Below are 22,882 nucleotides of genomic sequence, written 5' to 3'. Positions count from 1 at the left end.
GGTGCGCAACACGGACATTCTGTCGTTAACTGAACTGTTGTCGGTATTGGGTCGGGTTCAGGCCCAGTTTCTCGCTGAACAAAAAGCGCATATGCCGCACGCTGCCGAAGCCTGCGTGGAACGCCACGGTCTTGAGCGGCAGGTCAGTGGTTTCCAGCAACTGCCGGGCGCGGTCGATGCGCGCGCCTTGCAGGAACGCCATGGGCGTCATCTGCACCTCCTTGGCGAACAGCCGCGCAAAATGCCGCGCACTCATGCCAGCCAACGCGGCCATGGACTCGATGGTGAAGGGTTCGCACAGATGTTCGAGCACATGGTTCTGCACACGGGTAATCGCGGTTTCTTGAGGCGCAACCGCCGCCGTCATCGGGCTGAACTGGGCTTGCCCGCCCTGGCGCTTCATCACCACCAGCAGCACCTTGGCCACGTCCACCGCGACTTGCTTGCCGTGGTCCTGGGCCACCACCGACAGTGCCAGGTCGATACCGGCCGTAACGCCGCCCGAGGTGATCAAGCGACCGTCCTGCAAATAGATACGATCAGTTTCGACAATAGCCTTGGGGAACGCCTTGATCAGCCGCTCGGTGTAGTGCCAATGGGTGGTCACGCGGTGATTGTCCAGCAGGCCGGCATGCCCAAGCACAAAGGCCCCGGTGCAGATAGAACCGAAGCGCCGCGCCCGCGGGGCTGCTGCCTTGAGCCAGGGCAGCAACGCGGGGTGGCATTCGTTGTAGGCACCGGGACCACCGGGCACCAGCAACAGGTCATAGGCGTCCTGGGCCTGGTCCAGTAACAGATCAGTCTGCACCGCTACGCCATTGGAGGCACGCAGCGGGCCGGGCTCGGTGCCGAGGGTGAGGATCCGGTAGTGCTCCGCCGCCGGCAGGTAGCGATTGGCAATCGAAAATACTTCGAGCGGCCCGGCCATGTCGAGCAGGAGGAAGTCCGGAAACAGCGCCATGGCCACGGTTTTCATATCGGGGAGGATCCATCGTCAAGGAGTGCGGACGGCATTATGGCACGTCCACCACTGTCAACTCACGAGAGACAGTTATTCAGTTTTCATCTTCTTAATGAATGTTTCAGTAACCATTAACCTTCTTCTCAACGCCGGAGCCCTGCATGTCGCAGCCCGCTCCCACTTGAGGACAAAACCATGCTGACCCTTCGCAAAGCTTCCGAACGCGGCGCCGCCAATCACGGTTGGTTGAAGTCGTTCCACACCTTCTCGTTCGCCAACTACTGGAACCCGAAAGAACAAGGCTTTTCCGACCTGCTGGTGATCAACGATGACCGCGTCGCGGCCGGCAAAGGTTTCGGCCAGCACCCGCACCGCGACATGGAGATCTTCTCCTATGTGCTGGAAGGCGCGCTGGAACACAAAGACACCCTGGGCACGGGCTCGGTGATCCGCCCTGGTGATGTGCAACTGATGAGTGCCGGCAGCGGCGTGGCCCACAGCGAGTTCAACCACAGCCAGACCCGTGGTGTGCACTTCCTGCAGATCTGGATCGTGCCGAATCAAGCCGGCGCCGAACCGCGCTATCAGCAGGAGCACTTCAGCGAGGCGCAGAAACGTGGACGCCTGCAGTTGATCATCTCGCCGGACGGCAGCGATGGCTCCCTCAGCGTGCGCCAGGACGCACGGGTGTACGCCGGGCTGTTCAACGGCGACGAGGCCGCAACCCTGGACCTGGCGCCCGATCGGCATGTGTACATCCATGTGGCCCGAGGCAGCGTTGAAGTCAACGGCCAACGCTTGCAGGAAGGCGACGGTGCCCGTGTGCGGGATGAACGGCAGATCCGCCTGGGCCACGGCGAAGACGCCGAGGTGCTGGTGTTCGACCTGCGCCCGCAGGAACTGCCGCAGATGCCTTGACCGGCCCTGCGATGGCTCGGCGGAACGAGCCATCGCTGACGTCGATAGTCACCATCAGCCCAATGAAGTTCTCTTAAAAAATGCAACGCGTAACATCAACCCCATACCAGCAACAACCCAACTAAAACACTCGGAGCACACCCTCATGAAACGCCAAATCTTGCTTAGCCTCGCTTTCTCGGTACTCGCTGCAAACGCATTTGCTCACCCTGTCGTTGCTGAAGGCGGCTCGGATCGCCTGATCGAAAATCGTGTCGCAGAGGGTGGCTCGGACCGCCTGCAAGGTAACCGCGTTGCCGAAAACGGTTCGGACCGCCTGCTGGAACGTCGTATCGCCGAAGGTGGTGCTGATCGTCTGCAAGAACGTGGCCTGGCGGAAGGCGGGGCTGATCGTCTGCAGGAACGTGGCCTGGCTGAAGGCGGGGCTGATCGTCTGCAGGAACGGGGCCTGGCTGAAGGCGGTGCTGATCGTCTGCAGGAACGTGGCCTGGCTGAAGGCGGGGCTGATCGTCTGCAGGAACGCGGCCTGGCTGAAGGCGGTGCTGATCGTCTGCAGGAACGTGGCCTGGCTGAAGGCGGTGCTGATCGCTTGCAAGGCAACAACGTTTAACCCCGCGCTGCTGGCGGGAACCCCAAACCGGCCTGATCAGCCGGTTTTTTTTCGCCTGTGATTAATGCAGGTCGCGGCTGCCCCCTGCACCGCCTTGCCGATCTTTTGCCGCGCTTCGATGCGCACAGGTAGGGCCTACACAGTAGCGCCGTCGGCTACCAGTTTTCACCCAACCCCAGCAGGCCCAGAATCTGCCGTCGCAGGTCCACCAGGTAAGGATCGTCGCGGTGCCGGGGGTACGCGCGGTCGATCGTCAGTTGTGCCTGGATCCTGGCGGGGCGATCGCTGAAGACAATCACGCGATTGGCCAGCAGCAAGGCTTCTTCCACATCGTGAGTCACCAACAAAGCCGTATAGCCCTGGCGCTGCCACAAGTCGATCAGCTCCTTTTGCAGGGTGATACGGGTCAGGGAGTCGAGCTTGCCCAACGGCTCATCGAGGATCAGCAGGCGTGGTTGATTGACCAGTGCACGGGCCAAAGCCACTCGCTGCGCCATGCCACCCGACAACTGCCGGGGATAGGCGCGGGCGAACTGGCTGAGGCCGACTTTTTCCAGGGCTTCATCAACCTTGGCCGCATGGGTCTTAAGCAGGCCCTGGGCTTCCAGGCCAACAGCGACGTTGTCCCATACACGGCGCCACGGGTAGAGCGTCGGGTCCTGGAACACCACCACACGGCTAGGGTCCGGGCCGGTGATGGCCTCACCGTCGGCCAGCAAGCGGCCGGAGTCCGCGGGCTCCAGGCCGGCCACCAAGCGCAGCAAGGTTGACTTGCCGCACCCCGAAGGCCCGAGCAACGCCACGAACTCGCCCGGCGCCACGTCCAACGAAACCCGCTCCAACACCGGCAGATGCTGGCCGTCCAGGGCAAAACCATGGCTGAGGTTTTCTATCCGCAGCGCCAGACTTTCCGACGCCGATACTGCGTGTGCCAGGGCTACCATTTCATCGATCCTTTCTGCCAGGCCAACAACCGGTCACGCACCAGGAACAACCCGGTGATCAACCCCGAACAAGCGAGCGCCATGATCAGCAAGGCGGCGTACATATTGGCGTAGGCGGCCCAGCCCTGGGCCCATTGCAGGTACCAGCCGATGCCGGATTTGACGCCCATCATTTCTGCCACCACCAGGGTCGAAAACGACGCCCCCAGGCCCATGAACAGGCCGACGAATACATGCGGCAACGCTGCGGGAATCGCCACCTTGAAAATCAGAAAACCCTGCTTGGCACCGAGGGTACGGGCTACGTCGTAGTAGGCTTTGTCCACACTCGCCACACCAGACCAGGTGAGCACCGTGACCGGAAACCAGGTGGCCAGGGCGATCAGAAATACACTGGCACTCCAACTGCTGGGAAACAGAAAAAAGCACAGCGGCAACAGCGCCGTGGACGGCACCGGCCCGAGGATGCGCAACACCGGGTGCAGCCAGTAACCGATGCGCGTCGACCACCCGATCGCCACCCCGGCGATAAACCCGGTGATCGTCCCCAGCGCCACGCCCGAGCCTAGCAGCAATGCCGAGTGCAACAGGCTGTCGGCCAGGCGCGCGTAGTCTTCGATATACACCGCCAGCAACGCCTGGGGCGGCGCAAAAAACGGCACCGGCAACAGCGCCAGTTTGGCGGTCAACAGCTCCCAGCCTCCGAGCAGCACCGGTAAGGCGATCAGCCAAGGGCCGGCATTGCGCAAGCGCTGGCCAAGCTTGGATACCGTGCGCCCCAACAGGCTCAACACGACGTACAGCCCCGCAATACCCACACACAGATTGGCCAGGCCTTGGGTCATCGGCCAATTACGCGTCGCGTTGGGCCAGAAGCTGATCAGCAGCGCGACGGCCAGCCAGGCCCCAACCACCGCCACGCCTTGCCACCGGACTTTGAACGCCAGGGACGGGTTCAGGGTTGTCGCATCAGCTGAAGACATCGGCGGTGATCTCCTTGGCAAACTCCACCGGGTCAGTGCTCTTGCTGATCACTTCGACGGTTTTCAAGTCGGTGACGTAGGTGAGGATTTCCCTGGTCAATGCCGCGCCCACCGCGTGGTGACCGTGGGTGTGGTCGTGGAGGATCGCCTGCACTTCCTCTATCGACGTATTCAATGCATGGGCCTGGAAGCCTTTGGCGACTTCTTCCGGGTGCTGCACGGAATAGTCGTGGGCTTCGAGGATCGCCTGGGTCAAGGCCGCGACCACACGCTTGTCTTCACGCACCAGTTTGCCGGTGACGCCGACCACGCAGCAGCTGAGGTTGGCGTATTCCTCTACCAGATTGGTAGACAGTTCACGCGCCACGCCAGATTTGATCAGGCGGTACATGAACGGGTCACTGCCGCTCACTGCCTGCACTTCGCCACGCTCCAGCGCAGTGCCCAGCAAGTCGGCGGGATACAGGCGCCACTCCACATCGCGCACCGGGTCCACACCGTGTTTTTTCAGCAGGATCGAGAAGAAATTACGATCCGGGCTGGCCATGTCGGTCACACCGATGGCCTTGCCCTTGAGGTCCTCCAGCTTGGCCACAGCGCCGTTCACGGCACTGAGCAAACGCAGGCAGCCGCCGTGGGTGCCGGCGGTGAGCTTCACATCGAAACCCTGCTCCAGCGCCTTGAGCCAACGCAACGCCATGCCCACGCCCGCGTCAGCTTTACCGGTGGCGATGGCCTCCAGCAGCACTTCGGTGGAGTTGCCGAAGTTGACCAGCTCTACGTCCAGATTGTGCTTTGTGAAAAACCCCTGGCCATGGGCGATCACCACTGGCGCCAGGCACACGGCGTTGAGGTTGACCGCCAGTTTCAGCTTGCGCGGTGCGTCGAGGCGGATGAACTCACCGGTGCCTGCGGGCTCCTGGGCAGTGTTGTGACCGGCATGTTCGTCGGCGGCAACGCCCAAGCGTGGCAGCGACAGGCTGGCCACAGTGATGCCGGCCAGGCCGAGCAGGCGGCGGCGGGTCAAATGATCGAATATAGCCACAGAAGAATCCCTTTATGTGCGGTAGTGCGGTGTGTAGGAGCGAGCTTTGCGTTTCAGCCAGTAAGCTCGGAGAGGCCCAGGTGCTCACGCAACGTCGACCCTTCGTAAGCGGTGCGGAACAGCCCCTTGCGCTGCAAATGCGGGATCACGCTCTCGACAAACTCGGTGAACGAACCCGGCAAATACCCCGGAGAGATCACAAACCCGTCGCAACCGCCCTGTTCGAACAGCTCGGCCAACTGCTCGGCCACTTGCGCGCCCGTGCCTACTAATTGCGGTACGCGCACGCTGCTGGCGAAGATGCGCCCGAGCTGTTCGAGGGTGGTTTCCGGCCCTTGCATCAACAGCTTTTCAGCGGCGGCCGGGTGGATCAGCGACGACTGGGCGATCTCGGCCAGCGTCGCGCAAAGCGGGAATGGCGACAGGTCCACATTCAGCTGCGACGCCAGGGTCACCAGCCCCAGCTCCGGCCGTGCCAGCGCGTTGTGTTGATCGCGCTTGGCGCGGGCTTCCGCTTCGCTGCCACCAATGAACGGCATCACCGCCGTCAGCACCTTGCAACTGTCAGCCTCACGGCCTTGCTGCACCACCTGCGCACGCACGTCATCGCGAAACGCACGCATGGCCGCCAAGTGCGGATGAATCGTGAAAATCGCCTCGGCCCAACGCGCGCCAAAGCGCCGGCCACGCCCGGAAGAACCGGCCTGGATCAGCACCGGCCGACCCTGGGGCGTGCGCGGAATATTCAACGGGCCTTCAACCCTGAACCACTCGCCCTGATGCTGCACCGAACGGATCAACTCCGGGTCCGCCAGCACGCCGCTTTTGCGATCCAGTTTCAGCGCGCCATTGCCCCAGCTGTTCCAGAGCTTCAGTGCGACTTCGACAAACTCATCGGCGCGGTCATACCGCAGGTCGTGTTCAAGGTGCTTGTCCTTGCCGAACAGACGCCCTTCGCTGTCGTTCATCGAGGTGACGATATTCCACGCCGCCCGCCCCTTGGACAGGTGGTCGAGGGTGGCGAATTCACGGGCGATGTGCGCCGGTTCGTAATAGGTGGTGGAACGCGTCGCGCCCAGGCCCAGCTTACTGGTCTTGCCGACCAGGTAAGAGAGGATCGGCAACGGGTCCAGGCGCGTGGCGTCCTGGGCGCCGTAGCGCAAGGCGAACTCGCGGGAGCCGCCCATCTGATCACCCACGGCCAGGCGATCGGCGAAGAACAGGAAGTCGAACAGCCCCTCCTCCGCCACCTTGGCGACCCGCGCGTAGTACTCGGGATCGAGGTAATTGCCAACGGTTTCGGGGTGGCGCCACACCGCATGGCTGTGCACCACCGGCCCACTCAACAAAAACGCGGATAAATGGATTTGGCGGCTCATGGCTTGGGTGTCCACACGGTGATGGCGCTGACCTTCAACGGCTTGGGAATCAACTTGGCGGCGTAGTAGGTGTCGGCGATGCGCTGTTGCTCGGCGAGGTTTTCCACCTTCACCGGGATGATGTCGTAGCTGCGGCGGCTATCGGCGCGCTCCACTGTGGCCGGGGCGATATTGCCCCACAGCGGGCCGAGGATCTCGGCAGCTTCCTTGGGATGGGCCTTCACCCATTGGCCGGTCTCGCGCAGGGTATCGAAGGTCACCTGCAACACGTCCGGGTGGGCCTTGGCGAATCGCGTGGTCGCCAAGTAGAAACGGTTGTAGTCGGCCAGGCCGTCCTTGCCGTCGGCGATGACACGCACGTGGTGATCCAGCTGTTGGGTGGCGAGGAACGGGTCCCAGATCACCCAGGCATCCACGCTGCCATTGGCGAAGGCAGCGCCGCCGTCCGGGGCTTCCAGGTAGCGCGGGGTGATATCGGCCAGGGTCAAGCCAGCTTTTCTCAGCGCGGATATCAGCAGGTAATGGCTGCCAGAGCCCTTGGACACGGCGACGGTCTTGCCCTTGAGGTCGGCGATGCTGTGGATCGGCGATTGATCCTGGACGATGATCGCCTGGGCACTCGACGATGAGTTTTCCTGGGCGTAGTAGGTCAACGGTGCATCGGCAGCCTGGGTGAACAGCGCAAAGGCGTCGGCCACGTCGGCGTGCAGGTCGACGCTGCCGGCGTTCAGCGAGCTGAGCAAGCCAGTGCTGAACTCGTGCCAGTTCACCGTGAAACCCAGGGGCTTGAGGCGCTGCTCCAAGTGGCCATTTTGCTTGAGCAGGATCCACAGGGTGGATGAGCGCTGATAGCTGATGTCCAGGGTTTGCTCGGCATGGGCCGCGGTCGCGGCGAACAGCAGGCTGGCGGCGACGATTAGTTTTTTGAACGTCATGGGAGGCCTTGGCGAGGAAGAAATGAAGAGAACTGCATATGCCAAAAAACCGCTTAAGGCCTGGCAGCAAAGTTGATTCGATTATATTAATGATTGGAAATGATGAAAGAATCTTATAATTCTATGGTTATGCTCAATTCATAGGCAGCTGGAAAAAGCGTCCTAAGTTCAGATCGAAAAAGTATTTAACGAATAGTTTTTAGAACTTTAAGCTCAATACTGTTTCGTCAAAAATCGAGCGTGCCATGTCCATACGTCGTCCCCTCGCTGCGGTAGTAGGGTTGCTGGCCTTCTCCGTTGCGGTCAGCGCCGAGGCCCAGGAAACTGTGCGCATCGGTTACCAGAAATCCTCGACCCTGATCACCCTGCTGAAAACCCAGGGCACCCTGGAAAAAGCCCTCAAGGCCGACAACATCGACGTGAGCTGGCATGAGTTCCCCAGTGGCCTGCCCCTGCTCGAAGCGTTGAACGTGGGCAACGTCGACATCAGTGCCGACGTGGCCGACACCGTGCCGATCTTCGCCCAGGCTGCGCAGGCCAAGCTCACCTACTTCGCCCAGGAAGCCCCCTCGCCTTCAGCCCAGGCCATCGTGGTGCGCAAGGACTCGCCGATCCAGCAACTGGCGGACCTCAAAGGCAAGAAAATCGCCGTGACCAAGGCGGCGGGCACCCACTACTTGTTGATTGCCGCGTTGGCCCAGACGGGCCTGGAATTTTCGGATATCACACCGGCCTACCTGTCCCCCGCCGACGGTCGCGCAGCGTTCGAGAACGACAAGGTGGACGCGTGGGTCACCTGGGAACCCTTCCTCACCAGCGTGCAGCGCCAACTGCCAACACGTACCCTGGCGGACGGCGCGGGGCTGGCCAGCTACAAGCGCTACTACCTCACCGGCACGCCGTACGCCAAGGCCCACCCGGACGTGTTGAAAGTGGTGTACGCACAACTGGAAAAGACCGGCCAGTGGGTGAAAACCCACCCGCAAGACGCGGCCAAAGTACTTGGCCCGCTGTGGGGCAACCTGGATGTAGCGACGGTTGAAGCAGCCAATGCGCACCGCAGCTATCAAGTGCAGCCAGTGACGATCGATCAACTGGGCGAACAGCAGAAAATCGCCGATGCCTTCTTCAAGGCGGGCTTATTGCCCAAGGCCGTGGACGCCAAGGATGTACAGACCTGGAAACCTTGAGGGCGGAGCAAGGATAGATCCGGTGGCGATAGCGGTGGGTCAGCCGCTTTGCCCATTGCTGATCTACCGCTATCGCAGGCAAGCCAGCTCCCACAGGTGGACCGCGGCGCAACAGTTGGAGAGTGGTTGGCTGTCGCGCACCCCCAACGCCCTTCCCGCCAGATGCGCCGCGCCCAGCGCCGAGACCTCCGGTGACAGGCTGCGCACCACCGGGCGTTGCAGCAGGTTGGCCAAAAACGGCATCAGCCAACGGTTGCGCGTCGCGCCGATGACCTACAGCCAGCCCAAATACGTGACCTGCCTCGACCTCGGCGCCTGAGGCGCCGTGTTCACCGAAGGTTGGGACCGCCAGATGAAGCTGGTTGGCCAGGAAGCCAAGGACCTCAAGCGTCAGATCAACACGGTGTGGATCTGCCCACCCGCCGCTGATCGCACGGTGGCGCTGGCTGAGGCGGACCCGCTGATTTGTCGCGCTCACCCAACGAACGCGCCGCCAACGCTCCCATCACCCCGCCGACCATCGGCGCCAGCCAGAACAGCCAAAGCTGCGCAAGGTACTCGCCCCCGGCAAACAACGCCGGCCCGGTGCTGCGTGCAGGGTTCACCGAAGTATTGGTCACCGGGATCAGCACCAGGTGAATCAAGGTCAGCGCCAGGCCAATCGCAATGGGTGCAAAGCCAGGCACAGCGCCCGACGAGGTCACGCGCATGATGATGAACAAGAAAAAGAACGTGGCGATGAATTCCGCAAGCAGCGCGGCCTTCATGTCAAAGAGGCCAGGGCTCAATGGGCCATAACCGTTGGCGGCAAAGCCACCTATTGCGAAATCCGGCTGCCCGTTGGCAATCAGGTACAACGCCGCAGAAGCGCCAATGGCACCGGCAACCTGCGCCGCGATGTACGGCAGCACTTCACCGGCCGCTACACGGCGACCCGCCCACAAGCCAAGAGTGACGGCCGGGTTGAAATGCGCGCCGGATATTCCACCTACCGCATAGGCCATGGTCAGCACCGTGAGCCCGAACGCCAGCGAAACGCCGACAAACCCAATGCCCAGTTCCGGGAAAGCCGCCGCCAGGATGGCGCTGCCACAGCCGCCGAACGTCAGCCAGAAAGTACCGATAAACTCGGCGGTCAAACGTTTTTGCACAATCGACTCCATTGCTGTTCAAGTGCCGTCACCAAAGGCCGTGGGCGGTCTTGGGCGACGGTAGCAATGGGTATCAAATTGCTGTGTAAGACTTGTCTGGATTACTGCTTTTGAACGTTTAACGTCTGGAGGGGACCGACAGGGCCGGCCAAAGCGCTGTTGAGGGCCATTCACAATGACCCGATGCATGCGTTGAATGCATTGACGGTGGCGCGGGAGTTTGACTCAGGCTCGCGCCACACCCTGCCCAAACCGGCGGATCGCCAGGCAATACCCAATCAACGCCAGCGCCGCCAGCAACCCGCCCGCCGCGCCGATCCAGGCGAAGCCGAACTGGCTGCCGACCCAACTGCCCACCAGGGCGCCGCCGCCGATGCCGATGTTGTAGATGCCGGAGAACATCGCCATGGCCACGTCGGTGGCATCCGGGGCCAGCACCAGCACCTTGGATTGCATCGCCAGGCCGAAGCCCATGATCGCCATGCCCCAGAACACACTCAGCACCACCAGGTAGGATTCTGCACCGCTCAACGGCAGCAGCAGCGCCAGGCACGCGGCGAGAATGAATACCGCGCCGACCACGAACACATGCGGGTTGAAGCGGTGCACCAGGCTGAACAACAGCGAGCCGATGATGCCGGCGCCGCCGAACACCAGCAGGATCAGGGTCACCGCGCTGCCGCTCATGCCGGCGACGCCTTCGACGAAGGGCTCGATGTAGCTGTAGGCGGTGAATTGCGCGGTCACGGTAATGGCGGTGAGCACGTACAACGCCACCAGCGCCGGGCGCTTGAACAACAGCGGCAGGCTGCGCAAGGAGCCGGAGTTCTGGCTCGGCAGCAGCGGCAAGGTGCGCGCCAGCCAGAACACCAGGGCAGCGGCGAAGGCGCCAATTACCAGGAACGTCGTGCGCCAGCCCATGGCTTCGCCGAGCAGGCGGCCCAGCGGAATACCCAGCACCATCGCCAGGGAAGTACCGGTAGCCAGCAGGCCGAGGGCTTGCACCTGCTTGCCTTCCGGTGCCAGGCGAACGGCCAGCGATGCGGTGATCGACCAGAACAAGGCATGGGACAAGGCGATGCCGATGCGACTGAGCATCAGGATGCCAAAGCTGGTAGCGACGCTGGAAAGGATGTGACTGACGATAAACATGCAAAAAAGCACGATCAGCAGTTTGCGCCGTTCAACGTTACGGGTCAGCAGCATGACCGGCAGCGAGGTCAGCGACACGATCCAGGCGTAGATGGTGAGCATCAACCCGACGCTGGACACAGGCATGTCGAAGCTGGCGCCGATGGCGCTGAGCAGCCCGACGGGCACGAATTCGGTGGTGTTGAACACAAAGGCGGCCAACGCGAGGGCGATGACCGGTTGCCAATTGGCTTGGGGCGTTGCGGCTGAAAGGCTCATTGAACGGCGCGGTACTCTGACGGTGATCAAGCGGCCACCCAGGACAAGCGCCGCCGCCGAGCATTCTATAGGTTTCTGGCGCGGCTGTTGACGCCGATCCAGCTCAAAACAACCTCGGTGGCGTCACGGCGCGGTCAGGGTGACCACGTAGGCCCCCGATTGAATGGGTTTGCCGAGGGCATCCACCAGTACATACCGCTGGTCGTAATAGCGCCCATCATTGCTGTCGGCCACTAACTTGACGTCAGCCTGGGCGTTGCCCACTGCCTTCACCGTGCGCACCGGCCGCACCTCGAAATGGCTGCTACGCAGGGCCTGCGGGCAGCCCTTGAGTTCCAGCGTCGACCCACCCGGCGACGCCGCATGACAACTGGGCTCGACAACACTGCCGTGAAACTGAATGACGCCAGAGGACCCCGCCATGCAAGCCCCCGCCCATACCGCAAGAACGCCGGTCATCAGTGAAAAACGCTTAACGTTCATGTCGACGCTCCTTCTTGGGTGGTTAAGAAGGTAGTCGTCGGGCCCGCCGCTTACTTGAGTTTATTCGGCAAACGCTGTGACGTAGTTCAAGGATCCACCTGCCCCATCATTTCCGGAATGCTTTCCGCACGTTTGGCATAACGCTGTGCCAGCGCCGCGCAGACCATCAGCTGGATCTGGTGGAACAGCATCAGCGGCAGGATCAGCACGCCCATGGTCGCTCCGGCGAACAACACTTGGGCCATTGGCACGCCCGTCGCCAGGCTCTTCTTCGAACCGCAGAACAGAATGGTGATGCGGTCTTCCTGGTTGAAGCCGAAGGCCTTGCCCAGCACGGTCGAGGCCACCAGCACCAAGGCCAGCAACACGCAGCACGCCACCACCAGTCCGCCCAGTTCCCATAGCGGGATCTGATGCCAGATGCCTTCGTTGACCGCTTCGCTGAAGGCGCCGTACACCACCAGCAGGATCGAACCCTGGTCGACGAACTTCAGCCAGGATTTATTGCGGCCAACCCATTCGCCGATCCAACGACGGGCGATCTGCCCGGCGATGAACGGCAACAGCAATTGCACGCTGATTTTCAGGATCGCGTCGACGGTAGACCCACCCTCGCCGTGTACGTTGAGCAGCAGCGTCACCAGCAACGGCGTAAGGAAGATCCCGAACAGGCTGGACGCCGCCGCACTGCAAATCGCCGCCGGGATATTGCCCCGCGCCAGGGAGGTGAAGGCAATCGCCGATTGCACCGTGGCCGGCAAGGCACAGAGGTAAAGCATGCCCATGTACAGGTCTTTACCAATCAGCGGCGACAGCAGCGGCTTGAGCGCCAGGCCCAGCAGTGGAAACAGCACAAAGGTCAGGCTGAACACCAGCAGATGCAGGCGCCAGTGGCCGGCACCGGCGACGATGGCCTGGCGCGACAGCTTGGCGCCGTGCAGGAAGAACAGCAACGCAATCGCCAGGTTGGTGACCCAGCCGAAGGCCACGGCAGTCTGGCCGCTGGCGGGCAGCAGGGAAGCGAGGATCACCGTGGCGATCAGGGTCAGGGTGAAGTTGTCAGGCAGAAAACGGGGGCGAGTCATAAGCAGGATCTTCCGGGGGTTGCCAAGAGCGTCGTCGCGACTCTAACGTAACGCCTTGTTACCGACTAACGCCAATGAGCCACTAAATGCCGCCTAAAGGACATGACAAGACCGTCCGCCGCAGTGTGCCTGGGCTTTCCAGCCTGCCGCGGCCGGTGTACGGGCGCACCGAATCCTTGCCCAATCGTGCGCTGACCCGCCGGCACAGCCACCCGTGGGTGCAATTGTCCTACGCGATTTCCGGGGTGCTGGAGATCCAGACCAGCGTCGGCCGCTTCGTCGCACCGCCTCAGCGTGCGGTGTGGATCCCGGCAGGTGTGCCGCACCGCGTGTTCAGTTCGCCCCACACGGAAATGCGCAGCTTGTACCTGGATTGCAGCGTCACCGCCTGGGCGGTCGAACGCTGTCATGTGCTGGAGGTGAGCAGTTTGCTGCGGGAATTGATCCGCAGCTTCAGCGAACTGCCGGTGGAGTATGCCGAGGATGGGCCGGATGGGCGCTTGGCCCAGGTGGTGCTGGACCAACTGGCGGCGGCGCCTCAGGTGGATCTGATGCTACCGCTGCCCCTGGACCCGCGTTTGCGCCACATCTACCGCAGCTTGAACCTGCGCCCGGAACAGCAAACCACATTGAGTCAGTGGAGCCAGAAGCTGGGGGTGAGTGAGAAGACCCTCAGCCGGTTGTTTCTGAGTGATACCGGGCTGACCTTTCGGGCGTGGCGCCAGCGTTTGCGATTGCTGACTGCCCTGCCCGCCCTGGAGCAGGGCGAGCGCGTGACGGATGTGGCGCTGGCCTGTGGGTATGAATCCACCTCGGCGTTTATCAATGCGTTTCGCCAGCAGTTCGAGGCGACGCCAGGGGAGTTCTTCCGCTAGGCAGGCCTTCGCCACAATTGCCTGGCGCCACAGCTATTCGCCATGCCCGCCGTGGCACGCCCTTCGCGGATATCAGCTGCCATCGCCACCATGGGCTTCTTCGAAGAAGTAGTCTTTCCAACTGGCAGCCTTGTTTTTCAGCACCCCCAGCGCTTGCAATTTCTCGGCATAGAGGTAGGTGCGCTGCGGCACGATGGTGAAGTCGATTTCCGGGTCCTGGACGATCTGCTCCACCAGGTCCAACGGCAGTTTCGACTGTTCTACGCGGATGTATGCCTTGGCCGCAGCCGGTTTGTCGGCCTTTATGATCTTCTCGGCCTCGGCCAGCGCGTCATAGAACGCCTTGTAAGTCTTGGGGTTTTCGTCATGAAATTTCTGCGTGGTGTAGAGCACGTTGAACGTCGCCGGACCGCCCAGGATGTCGTAGGAACTGAGCACCTTGTGCACATTCGGATTGAGCAATTCCTGATACTGGAACGGCGGGCTGGAGAAGTGTGAGTTGATCTCCGAACCACCGGCAATCAACGCGGCGGTCGCGTCGGGGTGCGCCAGGCTGATGGAGATGTCGTCGAATTTCTTGTAGTGGGCATCGCCGAACTGCTTGGCGGTCTCGATCTGCAGCGTGCGCGACTGGAAGCCCACGCCGGCGGCTGGCACGGCAATGCGGTCGTTTTCGGTGAAATCCTTGAGGGTCTTCACGTTGGGGTTGTTGGTCAGCAGGTAGTTGGGCATCGAGCCGAGGGAGGCGATGGCCTTGACGTTCTGCTTGCCCTTGGTGCGATCCCACAGGGTCAGCATCGGCGGCACACCGGCAGAGACCACATCCAGCGCACCGGCCAGCAGCGACTCGTTCATCGCGGTGGCGCCGGAAATGCTGCTCCACTCCACCTTGATGTCCAGGCCCTGTTCCTTGCCGTGCTTTTCGATCAGGTTCTGGTCGCGCACCACGTCGAGGATCAGGTAGCCGATGCCGAATTGCTGGGCGATGCTGATCTTGCCTTCGGCCTGGGCGCCGATACTGATCAACGCTGTCGCAACCGCCAGCAGGGCCAGGGAAGAACGCTTGAAAGTCATAGGAGTCTGCCGCGTTTTTAAGAAGGTGATGGAGCCTAGCGGCGATTTTTAAGACAGGAAAAGAATATCGGGATCTATTGTTATGCAAATCACCCACAAACACTCGCTCGGCTGGTATTGTGCCGCGCTTTGAAAAACTGCCGAACCTGCGAGGAAATGGACGTTGAACACTGACGAAAAAATGACCGGGGACCTGTTCGAGGTGGATAAGCGCCTGTCACTCAAACCCGTGGTGGACTTCAACGCCTACCTGCGCAGCGCCTTCGGCGACGGCCCGTGCAGCTGCATCCGCTGCACGGCCAGCCAAGGTGATGAAACCGGCTATGAGTTCCAGCACACCTTCACCTTCGACGGCAAACCCACCCAACGCCGCTTCGCATCCACGGCGGGCAGCGATGTGCTGCAGGCGCTGAAGAAAGCCTGGTTGTCGTACACCAAGGCCGAGTTGCCGTTGAGCGGTGTACTGGCGCTGGACACCGTGAAGGAGTTTGTTGAACCGCAACTGCATAAACGCCTGGCACCGCTGTTTTTGGCCAGTGGGTTGGTCAAGGATGTGGGCGGAGAATCACACCTGTTGCCTCAGATGGCCGGCTGACAGACGTGCAACAGGTCAAGGCGACGAGACATTAATAGGGATGTAAATATGCTGACGACACTAGAACAGGCGGAACAATACCAAAGTGCACTCAAGGAATATCTTGAGCTGCACAAAAGTGATATATCCGCTTGCGTCAAAACCATGGCAAAACAGATTGGCAGCACCCTATTAGGTCGCCGAGACTTCTCTTTTCCCACTCAACAGTCCACCTACTACAACGACCAACTGTTAACGATCAAAAACCTACTATCCTCTCCGATAGATGAAATAACCATTGAGCATACTCACTTTGAGCTAGCGAAAACTTTAAGATACATAAGCGCCTTAGGCTCAACACCAGATTTTAGTACGTCACCAATTGTCCAGTTTTACATCCACCCTAAATTCGAAGAAACCCTCCTTTCGAGGATCGACGAAATCACATTCGGTGTTGCGTACACTATTTACCGTGAACGAACTGAATACAATTCTCGAAACCTTGACGAAAATATCAAAAAAATCGAGACGTGGAGCTCAAACATTGATCAATGGGAAAAACGAGCAGCTGAAGCAGAAGACCGTTACAGAGAGGTGACTTCAGGCAATAACTACCTCGGCCTGAGCCATGCATTCGATAAAATAGTCGAGAGCAAGCGCAAAGAAGCTTCAGGCCTTCTATCAGCACTCAAGATCGCAGGCGCACTTGCCTTATCCCTTCCTCTCATTCAGTTGCTAGCTGGAATAACACTTTTCTTGTTCAAAAAAGAAACGACACTGCCCCTCCTGACCCTCACATTTTCAATTGCCGTGGAAATTATTTTAATCTACTACTTCAGACTCATTCACTCTCGCTGGGCAGTATTGAAAAATCAAATCTCACAACTCGAACTCAGAAGTTCAATGTGCGCATTCGTTCATGATTATGCTGCCAAGTCCAAGGATTTGGAGCGCGAAACACTCATGAAATTCGAAAACATGATTTTCTCCGAAGTGATCAGCGATAACGCACCACCTCCCAGCATTTACGATGCAGCCGACTCGATTGCCAAACTGCTTGGTGCTTGGAAGAAACCCGTTTAATCACTTGGCGCGATACAAGGGTGGCGAGGGATCGTACTCCCTCACCACCTGCACAGCGTTAGTCGCAAAAGAGTTTTACTTACGCGCCGCCTCCCACTGCTTGAGCAGGTCGTTATAGTTCACGGTCTCGCCTTTCGGCTTCTCATTGGCCAGTTTCGGCTTCGGCGCGCCCGGCTGGTCGAACCAGTATTGCGCGTCACGCTCGGGGTTCATTTTCGGGCCGCACACCGGTTGCACCTTGGAGCGTTCCAGACGCGTCATGATGGCGTCCTGTTCCTTGGCCAGGTTGTCCAACGCCTGTTGCGGGGTTTTCTCGCCGCTGGCGGCGGCGGCGATGTTGCTCCACCACAGTTGTGCCAGGCGTGGGTAGTCCGGCACGTTGGTGCCGGTCGGCGACCATTCGGTTCGGGCCGGGCTGCGATAGAACTCCACCAGGCCACCCAGTTTCGGTGCCATGTCGGTCATGGCCTGGGAGTTGATGTCGGACTCACGAATCGGTGTCAGACCAACGATGGTTTTCTTCAGCGACACGGTTTTCGAGGTCACGAACTGCGCGTAAAGCCAGGCCGCAAGCTTCTGTTTCTCAGGCGTCGACTTGAGGAACGTCCAGGAGCCCACGTCCTGATAGCCCTTCTTCATACCCTTTTCCCAGTACGGTCCGACGGGCGATGGCGCCATGCGCCATTTCGGCGTGCCGTCGGCATTCACCACAGGCAAGCCTGGCTTGACCATGTCGGCGGTAAACGCGGTGTACCAGAAGATCTGCTGGGCGATGTTGCCTTGGGACGGCACCGGGCCGGATTCGGAGAAGGTCATGCCCGCCGCTTCCGGTGGCGCATAGGCTTTCATCCAGTCCACATATTTCTGGGTGGCATACACGGCGGCCGGGCCGTTGGTGTCGCCGCCACGGGTGACGCTGGACCCGACCGGGTGGCAGTCCTCCACGCGAATGCCCCACTCGTCCACCGGCAAGCCGTTGGGCAGGCCCTTGTCGCCGCCACCGGCCATGGAGAACCAGGCATCGGTGAAGCGCCAGCCGAGGGACGGGTCTTTCTTGCCGTAGTCCATGTGCCCATACACGCGCTTGCCGTCGATCTCCTTGACGTCTTCGCTGAAGAACTTGGCGATGTCTTCATAGGCCGACCAGTTCACTGGTACGCCGAGGTCATAGCCGTATTTTTCCTTGAATTTGGCTTTCAGCTCCGGACGCTCGAACCAGTCGGCGCGGAACCAGTACAGGTTGGCGAATTGTTGGTCGGGCAATTGGTAGATCTTGCCGTCGGGCGCGGTGGTGAAGGAGATGCCGATAAAGTCCTTGATATCCAGGGTCGGCGAGGTGAAGTCCTTGCCTTCGTTGGCCATCAGGTCAGTGATGGATTCGGTCTTGCCGTAGCGAAAGTGTGTACCGATCAGGTCCGAGTCGTTGACCCAGCCGTCATAGATGTTCTTGTCGGACTGCATCTGAGTTTGCAGCTTCTCCACCACGTCGCCTTCCTGCAGCAGGTCGTGGGTCAGCTTGATGCCGGTGATTTCGCTGAAGGCCTTGGCCAGCACCTTGGACTCGTACTCGTGGGTGGTGAGGGTTTCCGACACCACGTTGATCTTCATCCCACGGAACGGTTCCGCAGCTTTGATAAACCACTTGAGCTCTTCAAGCTGCTGTTCAGCCGTGAGGGTGGACGGCTTGAACTCGCTGCCGATCCATTTTTTTGCGGCATCTTCGTACGCATCGGCCCAGGCCGAGGCGCTCAAACCACTGAGGGCCAGTACGGCGGCCAATGAAATGCTATGTCGCAGCTTATTGTTCTTATTCAACATAGAGACCTCCAGGTTGTTTATTCATAAGGGCACTAGCCCCAACGCATCACACTCAACAGCCATACCAGGGAGAGCGCGGACGCCACCCAGATGCTCCAGTCGGTAACGCCGATGACCAGCAAATGCAGGTAGGCGCTGCCGAGAAGACCGATAAACAAACGATCACCACGGGTGGTGCTGATCGGTAAGAACCCACGCCGGGGAATACTCGGAGAACGCAGCTCCCAAGTGGTCATGCCCGCCAGGATCAGGGCTATGGCACCAAAAAACAGCGCGGTGGGGGTGGTCCAGGCCATCCATTCCATCATCGACTCCTCAGACCCGGCCCAGGGCAAAGCCCTTGGCCACGTGGTTGCGAACAAACCAGATCACCAGCATGCCGGGAAGGATAGTCAACACCCCCGCCGCCGCCAGCACGCCCCAATCGATACCCGACGCCGACACCGTGCGGGTCATCACCGCCGCGATGGGCTTGGCATTGACCGAGGTCAGGGTGCGCGCCAGCAACAGTTCGACCCAGGAGAACATGAAGCAGAAAAACGCGGTGACACCGATGCCGGAGCCGATCAACGGGATAAAAATCTTCACGAAGAACTTAGGAAACGAGTAGCCGTCGATGTAGGCGGTTTCGTCGATTTCCTTGGGCACGCCGGACATGAAGCCTTCAAGGATCCACACCGCCAACGGCACGTTGAACAGGCAGTGCGCCAGCGCCACCGCGATGTGCGTGTCGAACAGCCCGATGGACGAATACAGCTGGAAGAACGGCAGCAGGAACACCGCCGGTGGCGCCATGCGGTTGGTCAGCAACCAGAAGAACAGATGCTTGTCGCCCAGGAAGCGGTAGCGCGAAAACGCATAGGCCGCCGGCAGCGCCACGCTCAGGGAGATCACCGTGTTCAGGCTTACGTAGTACAGCGAGTTGAGGTAGCCGGTGTACCAACTCGGGTCGGTGAAGATCACCTTGTAGTTGGCCAGGGTGAAATCCTGCGGAAACAGCGTCAACCCGCCGAGGATTTCGGTGTTGCTCTTGAAGGACATGTTCAGCAGCCAGTAGATCGGCACCAGCAGGAACAGGATGTAGATCAGCAGCGGAATAACCTTGCGCTTACTCATGTTGGCGGCCTCAGCGGTTGGCGTCGGAGTGGGTCATGGCGGTGTAGAACAGCCAGGACACCAACAGGATGATCAGGAAATACACCAGCGAGAATGCCGCCGCCGGGCCCAGGTCGAATTGGCCTACAGCCATCTGGGTCAGCGTCTGACTCAGGAACGTAGTAGCGTTACCCGGACCGCCGCCGGTGAGGACGAAAGGCTCGGTGTAGATCATGAAGCTGTCCATAAAGCGCAGCATCACCGCGATCAGCAGCACGCTTTTCATCTTCGGCAACTGGATATGTCGGAACACCGCCCAGGGCGATGCGCGATCAATCCGCGCAGCCTGGTAGTACACGTCCGGAATCGCGCGCAGTCCGGAGTAGCAGAGCAGCGCCACCAGGGAAGTCCAGTGCCATACGTCCATCACCAGCACCGTTACCCAGGCGTCCATGGTGTTGGCGGCGTAGTTATAACTGATGCCCAGGGCGTTGAGGCTGTAACCCAGCAGGCCGATATCGGCGCGACCGAAGATCTGCCAGATTGTCCCTACCACGTTCCATGGGATCAGCAGCGGGATGGCGAGGATGATCAGCACCAGCGAAGACCAGCGGCCCTTGGTCGGCATGGTCAGGGCGATGGCGATGCCCAACGGGATTTCGATCAGCAACACGCAGGCCGAGTAAATGAACTGACGCAGCAGCGAATCGTGCAGGCGTGGGTCAAGCAGCACCTGCTTATACCAGTCGGCACCGACGAAGTAGCGACTGGACTGGTCGAAGATGTCCTGCACCGAGTAGTTGACCACGGTCATCATCGGGATCACCGCACTGAATGCCACCAGCAGGAACACTGGCAGCACCAGCCACCAGGCCTTGTTGTTTTGCACCTTGTTCATGGCTGCACCTCCAGCAGGTAATCGTCGGCGTACACCATCAACCACTGCGCGGGAAAGCTGATGGAGGCCTTGCCTTCGGGCACGGGTTTGTCTTCGGCCAGGCGTACCTTGAGCAACGCGCCGTTGAGGTTGAGGGTAATAATCTTGTAGGTGCCGAGGTCTTCGAGATGAGTGATATCGGCCTGCAGGGCGTCAGGGTTGTACTCGTCCCACACGTGGATGAATTCCGGGCGGATACCGACCTGCAGCTTTTTGTACTCGGTGTTGGCAATACGTTGCTGCAAGGCCGCTGGCAATGGCAGGTGGGTGTCGGCAAACCGCACCCCGCCCGCGTCGGCTTGCACCTCGATCAGATTCATCCCAGGGCTGCCGATGAAATAGCCGACAAAAGTATGGCTGGGCCGTTCGAACAGATCGCGGGGTGTGCCGAATTGCACGATCTGGCCGCCGTACATCACCGCGATCTTGTCGGCGAAGGTCGAGGCCTCCAACTGATCGTGGGTGACGTAGACCATGGTGATGTTGAACTGCTCGTGGATCTGCTTGAGTTTGCGTCGCAGTTTCCACTTGAGGTGCGGATCGATCACCGTCAACGGTTCATCGAACAGGATTGCCGACACGTCGTCACGCACCAGGCCACGGCCCATGGAGACTTTCTGTTTCTCGTCGGCGGTGAGGTTGCGGGCCTTCTTGGTCAGCAGGTTCTGCAGGTCGAGAACTTCGGCAATTTCCTGCACCTTGCTGTGGATTTTTGCCTCGGCCATGCCCTGGTTGCGCAGCGGGAACGCGAGGTTGTCGAACACCGTCATGGTGTCGTACACCACCGGAAACTGGAACACCTGGGCGATGTTGCGTTTTTCCGGGGAGAGGTCATTGACCACTTTGCTGTCAAACAGCACCTGGCCTTCGGACGGGCTGAGCAGGCCGGAGATGATGTTGAGCAGGGTCGACTTGCCGCAGCCCGACGGCCCAAGCAAGGCGTAGGCCCCACCCTGCTCCCACACATGGTTCATTTCCCGAATGGCGTAGTCCTCAGGACCGCTCGGCGTAGGGCTGTAGCTATGCGCCAGGTTCTGCAAATGGATCTCGGCCATCAGGCAACCCTCGCAACACGGCGCCCGGGGGCCTGGACCAAACGGCCCTGCCCATCGAACACAAACAGTTTATGGGTGGGGATATACACGCGGATCGGCGCGTCGACGTCGTATTCGTGCACCCCCGGCAGGTGCAGTACCAGCAGGAAATGTTCGCTGCGCACATGCAGGAAGGTTTCCGAACCACTGATCTCCGCGACTTCCACGGTGACCGCCAGCTCCAGATCGTCATCGTTGCTTGGCACCAGGCTGATATGGCTGGGGCGTACGCCAAAACGGAATTCGCCTTCGCCAATCGGGCGCAGATCGACGTTCAGCGGGAAGTGCACGAAATTGGCAAAGCTCACCTCATTGCCGCTGATACGCCCCGGCATCAGGTTGATCGGCGGCTCGGAAAACAGCTCGGCGGCCAGCACGGTACGCGGCTGGTGATAGACCTCGGCAGCCTTGCCGCTCTGAATCACCCGGCCTTCGTGAAGAATGGTGGTGGTGCCGCCCAGGGCCAACGCTTCATTGGGCTCGGTGGTGGCGTAGATGGCGATGGTGTGGCGCGCGGCGAACAGCTCGCGCATTTCCTGACGCAGTTCTTCGCGCAGTTTGTAGTCCAGGTTCACCAGTGGTTCGTCGAACAGGATCAGCTCTGCGTCCTTGACCAGTGCGCGCGCCATGGCCGTGCGCTGCTGCTGGCCACCGGAGAGTTCCAGCGGGTGACGCTGGAGGAATTTCTCGATGCGCAGCATCTTCGCGGTTTCCAGCACTTTGCTCTGGATCAGCTCATTGGACACACCGGCCTGGCGCAACGGCGAGGCGATGTTCTCGAACACCGTCATGGTCGGGTAGTTGATGAACTGCTGGTAGACCATCGACACGTTGCGCAGGCGCACCGGCTTTTGCGTGACATCCACACCGTTCATCAGGATGCGACCGCTGTTGGGCTTATCCAAGCCGGCCATCAGGCGCATCAGGCTGGTCTTGCCGGACAGGGTGCGGCCGAGCAAGACGTTGAAGGAACCGGCTTCGAAACGCAGGGTGGCGTCGTCGATCCAGGTCTGGCCTTCGACAACGCGGGAGACATGTTCCAGGGTCAATGACATGACACGACCTTTTTTATTATTGGAATGAATCTGGCCAGCTGTCAGAGCGAGTTTCGTGCCAAATCGACAAGTGTTTGATGTGCAAGGAAATGGGGTGAAAGCGATGTTCGAGAGTGAACAATCTGACTGAACAATTGAACAGTTCAGGGGTTGACAATGAACAGTTCTGAACAACACTCTCAT

Annotated in this window: 23 protein-coding genes and 3 pseudogenes; 8 read left to right on the top strand and 18 right to left on the bottom strand. The window is 60.3% G+C overall.

Annotated features, from left to right (window positions below; genetic code table 11):
* Nucleotides 1-25 precede the first annotated feature (25 nt).
* On the bottom strand, nucleotides 26-976 hold the full coding sequence (locus BMZ57_RS05785) for a GlxA family transcriptional regulator (RefSeq protein WP_010209707.1): 951 nt from the start codon (nucleotides 974-976) through the stop codon (nucleotides 26-28).
* A 180-nt stretch (nucleotides 977-1,156) separates the two neighbouring features.
* On the opposite strand from BMZ57_RS05785, the gene BMZ57_RS05780 reads away from it, so the two are divergent.
* Nucleotides 1,157-1,879, top strand: coding sequence for a pirin family protein (locus tag BMZ57_RS05780; RefSeq protein ID WP_010209706.1), 723 nt, complete (start codon nucleotides 1,157-1,159; stop codon nucleotides 1,877-1,879).
* A 145-nt stretch (nucleotides 1,880-2,024) separates the two neighbouring features.
* The gene (locus tag BMZ57_RS05775) at nucleotides 2,025-2,489 is read left to right on the top strand and encodes a hypothetical protein (protein ID WP_045791947.1); all 465 of its coding nucleotides are present in this window, start codon (nucleotides 2,025-2,027) and stop codon (nucleotides 2,487-2,489) included.
* 155 nt (nucleotides 2,490-2,644) lie between these two features.
* Here the strand turns inward: BMZ57_RS05775 and BMZ57_RS05770 are convergent, their stop codons facing one another.
* From BMZ57_RS05770 to BMZ57_RS05750, 5 genes are read right to left on the bottom strand one after another with little or no spacing between them, the layout of a single operon-like run.
* Nucleotides 2,645-3,433: an ABC transporter ATP-binding protein gene (locus BMZ57_RS05770; RefSeq protein WP_010209699.1), complete on the bottom strand. Its 789-nt coding sequence runs from the start codon at nucleotides 3,431-3,433 to the stop codon at nucleotides 2,645-2,647.
* Nucleotides 3,427-4,416 carry an ABC transporter permease gene (locus BMZ57_RS05765; RefSeq protein WP_010209697.1) on the bottom strand — a complete coding sequence of 330 codons (990 nt, stop codon included), beginning with the start codon at nucleotides 4,414-4,416 and terminating at the stop codon, nucleotides 3,427-3,429. Before BMZ57_RS05765 ends, BMZ57_RS05770 begins: the two co-directional genes overlap by 7 nt.
* Complete coding sequence (locus tag BMZ57_RS05760) at nucleotides 4,403-5,461, bottom strand: ABC transporter substrate-binding protein (RefSeq protein ID WP_042572167.1); 1,059 nt, start codon at nucleotides 5,459-5,461, stop codon at nucleotides 4,403-4,405. Before BMZ57_RS05760 ends, BMZ57_RS05765 begins: the two co-directional genes overlap by 14 nt.
* 53 nt (nucleotides 5,462-5,514) lie before the next feature.
* Nucleotides 5,515-6,840, bottom strand: coding sequence for an LLM class flavin-dependent oxidoreductase (locus BMZ57_RS05755; protein ID WP_069672552.1), 1,326 nt, complete (start codon nucleotides 6,838-6,840; stop codon nucleotides 5,515-5,517).
* Nucleotides 6,837-7,775, bottom strand: a complete 939-nt coding sequence (locus tag BMZ57_RS05750; RefSeq protein ID WP_069672551.1) for an aliphatic sulfonate ABC transporter substrate-binding protein — start codon at nucleotides 7,773-7,775, stop codon at nucleotides 6,837-6,839. Before BMZ57_RS05750 ends, BMZ57_RS05755 begins: the two co-directional genes overlap by 4 nt.
* A 245-nt stretch (nucleotides 7,776-8,020) precedes the next feature.
* Here BMZ57_RS05750 and BMZ57_RS05745 point away from each other — a divergent pair, with 245 nt between their 5' ends.
* Nucleotides 8,021-8,965 carry an aliphatic sulfonate ABC transporter substrate-binding protein gene (locus tag BMZ57_RS05745; RefSeq protein ID WP_042572165.1) on the top strand — a complete coding sequence of 315 codons (945 nt, stop codon included), beginning with the start codon at nucleotides 8,021-8,023 and terminating at the stop codon, nucleotides 8,963-8,965.
* A gap of 138 nt (nucleotides 8,966-9,103) precedes the next feature.
* Here the strand turns inward: BMZ57_RS05745 and BMZ57_RS30325 are convergent.
* Nucleotides 9,104-9,232: pseudogene (locus tag BMZ57_RS30325) on the bottom strand (FGGY-family carbohydrate kinase); the annotation flags it as partial.
* Between BMZ57_RS30325 and BMZ57_RS05735 the strand changes: the two are divergent.
* Nucleotides 9,219-9,431: pseudogene (locus BMZ57_RS05735) on the top strand (NAD(P)/FAD-dependent oxidoreductase); the annotation flags it as partial. The pseudogenes BMZ57_RS30325 and BMZ57_RS05735 sit on opposite strands and share 14 nt — an antisense overlap.
* Here BMZ57_RS05735 and aqpZ read toward each other — a convergent pair.
* Complete coding sequence (aqpZ, locus tag BMZ57_RS05730; protein ID WP_042572164.1) at nucleotides 9,361-10,128, bottom strand: aquaporin Z; 768 nt, start codon at nucleotides 10,126-10,128, stop codon at nucleotides 9,361-9,363. The pseudogene BMZ57_RS05735 and the gene aqpZ overlap by 71 nt on opposite strands.
* A gap of 117 nt (nucleotides 10,129-10,245) precedes the next feature.
* Between aqpZ and BMZ57_RS29720 the strand changes: the two are divergent.
* Nucleotides 10,246-10,320 (top strand): annotated as a pseudogene (locus BMZ57_RS29720) (transcriptional regulator); the annotation flags it as partial.
* Nucleotides 10,321-10,341: 21 nt separating this feature from the next.
* Here the strand turns inward: BMZ57_RS29720 and BMZ57_RS05725 are convergent.
* The 3 genes from BMZ57_RS05725 to BMZ57_RS05715 all read right to left on the bottom strand — a co-directional run bounded on the left by BMZ57_RS05725 (nucleotide 10,342) and on the right by BMZ57_RS05715 (nucleotide 13,094).
* Nucleotides 10,342-11,526, bottom strand: a complete 1,185-nt coding sequence (locus tag BMZ57_RS05725) for a sugar transporter (RefSeq protein ID WP_045791943.1) — start codon at nucleotides 11,524-11,526, stop codon at nucleotides 10,342-10,344.
* 123 nt (nucleotides 11,527-11,649) lie between these two features.
* Nucleotides 11,650-12,009 (bottom strand): type 1 fimbrial protein, encoded by a 360-nt coding sequence (locus BMZ57_RS05720; RefSeq protein ID WP_010209681.1) that lies wholly within the window; start codon nucleotides 12,007-12,009, stop codon nucleotides 11,650-11,652.
* Nucleotides 12,010-12,095: 86 nt separating this feature from the next.
* Entirely contained in the window at nucleotides 12,096-13,094 is a 999-nt protein-coding gene (locus BMZ57_RS05715) for a bile acid:sodium symporter family protein (protein ID WP_010209680.1), read from the bottom strand.
* A gap of 86 nt (nucleotides 13,095-13,180) precedes the next feature.
* Between BMZ57_RS05715 and BMZ57_RS05710 the strand changes: the two genes are divergently transcribed.
* The gene (locus tag BMZ57_RS05710) at nucleotides 13,181-13,969 is read left to right on the top strand and encodes an AraC family transcriptional regulator (protein ID WP_010209679.1); all 789 of its coding nucleotides are present in this window, start codon (nucleotides 13,181-13,183) and stop codon (nucleotides 13,967-13,969) included.
* Between the two features lie 72 nt (nucleotides 13,970-14,041).
* On the opposite strand, the gene BMZ57_RS05705 is transcribed toward BMZ57_RS05710, so the two are convergent.
* The gene (locus BMZ57_RS05705) at nucleotides 14,042-15,043 is read right to left on the bottom strand and encodes an ABC transporter substrate-binding protein (RefSeq protein WP_021492735.1); all 1,002 of its coding nucleotides are present in this window, start codon (nucleotides 15,041-15,043) and stop codon (nucleotides 14,042-14,044) included.
* Between the two features lie 163 nt (nucleotides 15,044-15,206).
* Here BMZ57_RS05705 and BMZ57_RS05700 point away from each other — a divergent pair, with 163 nt between their 5' ends.
* Together BMZ57_RS05700 and BMZ57_RS05695 are read left to right on the top strand one after the other, a co-directional pair.
* Nucleotides 15,207-15,638, top strand: coding sequence for a hypothetical protein (locus BMZ57_RS05700; RefSeq protein ID WP_010209678.1), 432 nt, complete (start codon nucleotides 15,207-15,209; stop codon nucleotides 15,636-15,638).
* Nucleotides 15,639-15,686: 48 nt separating this feature from the next.
* Nucleotides 15,687-16,700 (top strand): hypothetical protein, encoded by a 1,014-nt coding sequence (locus BMZ57_RS05695; RefSeq protein WP_010209677.1) that lies wholly within the window; start codon nucleotides 15,687-15,689, stop codon nucleotides 16,698-16,700.
* Between the two features lie 75 nt (nucleotides 16,701-16,775).
* Here the strand turns inward: BMZ57_RS05695 and BMZ57_RS05690 are convergent, their stop codons facing one another.
* From BMZ57_RS05690 to BMZ57_RS05665, 6 genes are read right to left on the bottom strand one after another with little or no spacing between them, the layout of a single operon-like run.
* Nucleotides 16,776-18,518 carry an ABC transporter substrate-binding protein gene (locus BMZ57_RS05690; protein WP_010209676.1) on the bottom strand — a complete coding sequence of 581 codons (1,743 nt, stop codon included), beginning with the start codon at nucleotides 18,516-18,518 and terminating at the stop codon, nucleotides 16,776-16,778.
* A 32-nt stretch (nucleotides 18,519-18,550) separates the two neighbouring features.
* A complete protein-coding gene (locus tag BMZ57_RS05685; RefSeq protein WP_010209675.1) occupies nucleotides 18,551-18,823 on the bottom strand; it encodes a DUF2160 domain-containing protein in 273 nt (90 codons plus the stop codon).
* Nucleotides 18,824-18,833: 10 nt separating this feature from the next.
* Nucleotides 18,834-19,634, bottom strand: coding sequence for a carbohydrate ABC transporter permease (locus BMZ57_RS05680; RefSeq protein ID WP_003174634.1), 801 nt, complete (start codon nucleotides 19,632-19,634; stop codon nucleotides 18,834-18,836).
* A gap of 10 nt (nucleotides 19,635-19,644) precedes the next feature.
* On the bottom strand, nucleotides 19,645-20,511 hold the full coding sequence (locus BMZ57_RS05675) for a carbohydrate ABC transporter permease (RefSeq protein ID WP_010209674.1): 867 nt from the start codon (nucleotides 20,509-20,511) through the stop codon (nucleotides 19,645-19,647).
* Nucleotides 20,508-21,605, bottom strand: coding sequence for an ABC transporter ATP-binding protein (locus tag BMZ57_RS05670; protein ID WP_069672549.1), 1,098 nt, complete (start codon nucleotides 21,603-21,605; stop codon nucleotides 20,508-20,510). The genes BMZ57_RS05675 and BMZ57_RS05670 overlap by 4 nt, the downstream gene beginning before the upstream one ends.
* Entirely contained in the window at nucleotides 21,605-22,699 is a 1,095-nt protein-coding gene (locus BMZ57_RS05665; RefSeq protein WP_010209671.1) for an ABC transporter ATP-binding protein, read from the bottom strand. Before BMZ57_RS05665 ends, BMZ57_RS05670 begins: the two co-directional genes overlap by 1 nt.
* Between the last annotated feature and the right edge of the window lie 183 nt (nucleotides 22,700-22,882).

This window comes from Pseudomonas simiae (genome assembly GCF_900111895.1).
Taxonomy (GTDB): domain Bacteria; phylum Pseudomonadota; class Gammaproteobacteria; order Pseudomonadales; family Pseudomonadaceae; genus Aquipseudomonas; species Aquipseudomonas simiae.
The sequence above is the reverse complement of the archived record's forward strand: the minus strand, read 5'-3'. Positions and strand labels throughout refer to the sequence as shown.

Coding starts and splice junctions, on each gene's coding strand:
- BMZ57_RS05725 (WP_045791943.1), bottom strand. CDS start 11,526: ATGAGCCTTTCAGCCGCAACGCCCCAAGCCAATTGGCAACCGGTCATC.
- BMZ57_RS05680 (WP_003174634.1), bottom strand. CDS start 19,634: ATGAGTAAGCGCAAGGTTATTCCGCTGCTGATCTACATCCTGTTCCTG.
- BMZ57_RS05695 (WP_010209677.1), top strand. CDS start 15,687: ATGCTGACGACACTAGAACAGGCGGAACAATACCAAAGTGCACTCAAG.
- BMZ57_RS05685 (WP_010209675.1), bottom strand. CDS start 18,823: ATGGAATGGATGGCCTGGACCACCCCCACCGCGCTGTTTTTTGGTGCC.
- aqpZ (WP_042572164.1), bottom strand. CDS start 10,128: ATGGAGTCGATTGTGCAAAAACGTTTGACCGCCGAGTTTATCGGTACT.
- BMZ57_RS05705 (WP_021492735.1), bottom strand. CDS start 15,043: ATGACTTTCAAGCGTTCTTCCCTGGCCCTGCTGGCGGTTGCGACAGCG.
- BMZ57_RS05780 (WP_010209706.1), top strand. CDS start 1,157: ATGCTGACCCTTCGCAAAGCTTCCGAACGCGGCGCCGCCAATCACGGT.
- BMZ57_RS05665 (WP_010209671.1), bottom strand. CDS start 22,699: ATGTCATTGACCCTGGAACATGTCTCCCGCGTTGTCGAAGGCCAGACC.
- BMZ57_RS05765 (WP_010209697.1), bottom strand. CDS start 4,416: ATGTCTTCAGCTGATGCGACAACCCTGAACCCGTCCCTGGCGTTCAAA.
- BMZ57_RS05775 (WP_045791947.1), top strand. CDS start 2,025: ATGAAACGCCAAATCTTGCTTAGCCTCGCTTTCTCGGTACTCGCTGCA.
- BMZ57_RS05755 (WP_069672552.1), bottom strand. CDS start 6,840: ATGAGCCGCCAAATCCATTTATCCGCGTTTTTGTTGAGTGGGCCGGTG.
- BMZ57_RS05770 (WP_010209699.1), bottom strand. CDS start 3,433: ATGGTAGCCCTGGCACACGCAGTATCGGCGTCGGAAAGTCTGGCGCTG.
- BMZ57_RS05710 (WP_010209679.1), top strand. CDS start 13,181: ATGCCGCCTAAAGGACATGACAAGACCGTCCGCCGCAGTGTGCCTGGG.
- BMZ57_RS05785 (WP_010209707.1), bottom strand. CDS start 976: ATGAAAACCGTGGCCATGGCGCTGTTTCCGGACTTCCTCCTGCTCGAC.
- BMZ57_RS05750 (WP_069672551.1), bottom strand. CDS start 7,775: ATGACGTTCAAAAAACTAATCGTCGCCGCCAGCCTGCTGTTCGCCGCG.
- BMZ57_RS05675 (WP_010209674.1), bottom strand. CDS start 20,511: ATGAACAAGGTGCAAAACAACAAGGCCTGGTGGCTGGTGCTGCCAGTG.
- BMZ57_RS05745 (WP_042572165.1), top strand. CDS start 8,021: ATGTCCATACGTCGTCCCCTCGCTGCGGTAGTAGGGTTGCTGGCCTTC.
- BMZ57_RS05720 (WP_010209681.1), bottom strand. CDS start 12,009: ATGAACGTTAAGCGTTTTTCACTGATGACCGGCGTTCTTGCGGTATGG.
- BMZ57_RS05670 (WP_069672549.1), bottom strand. CDS start 21,605: ATGGCCGAGATCCATTTGCAGAACCTGGCGCATAGCTACAGCCCTACG.
- BMZ57_RS05715 (WP_010209680.1), bottom strand. CDS start 13,094: ATGACTCGCCCCCGTTTTCTGCCTGACAACTTCACCCTGACCCTGATC.
- BMZ57_RS05690 (WP_010209676.1), bottom strand. CDS start 18,518: ATGTTGAATAAGAACAATAAGCTGCGACATAGCATTTCATTGGCCGCC.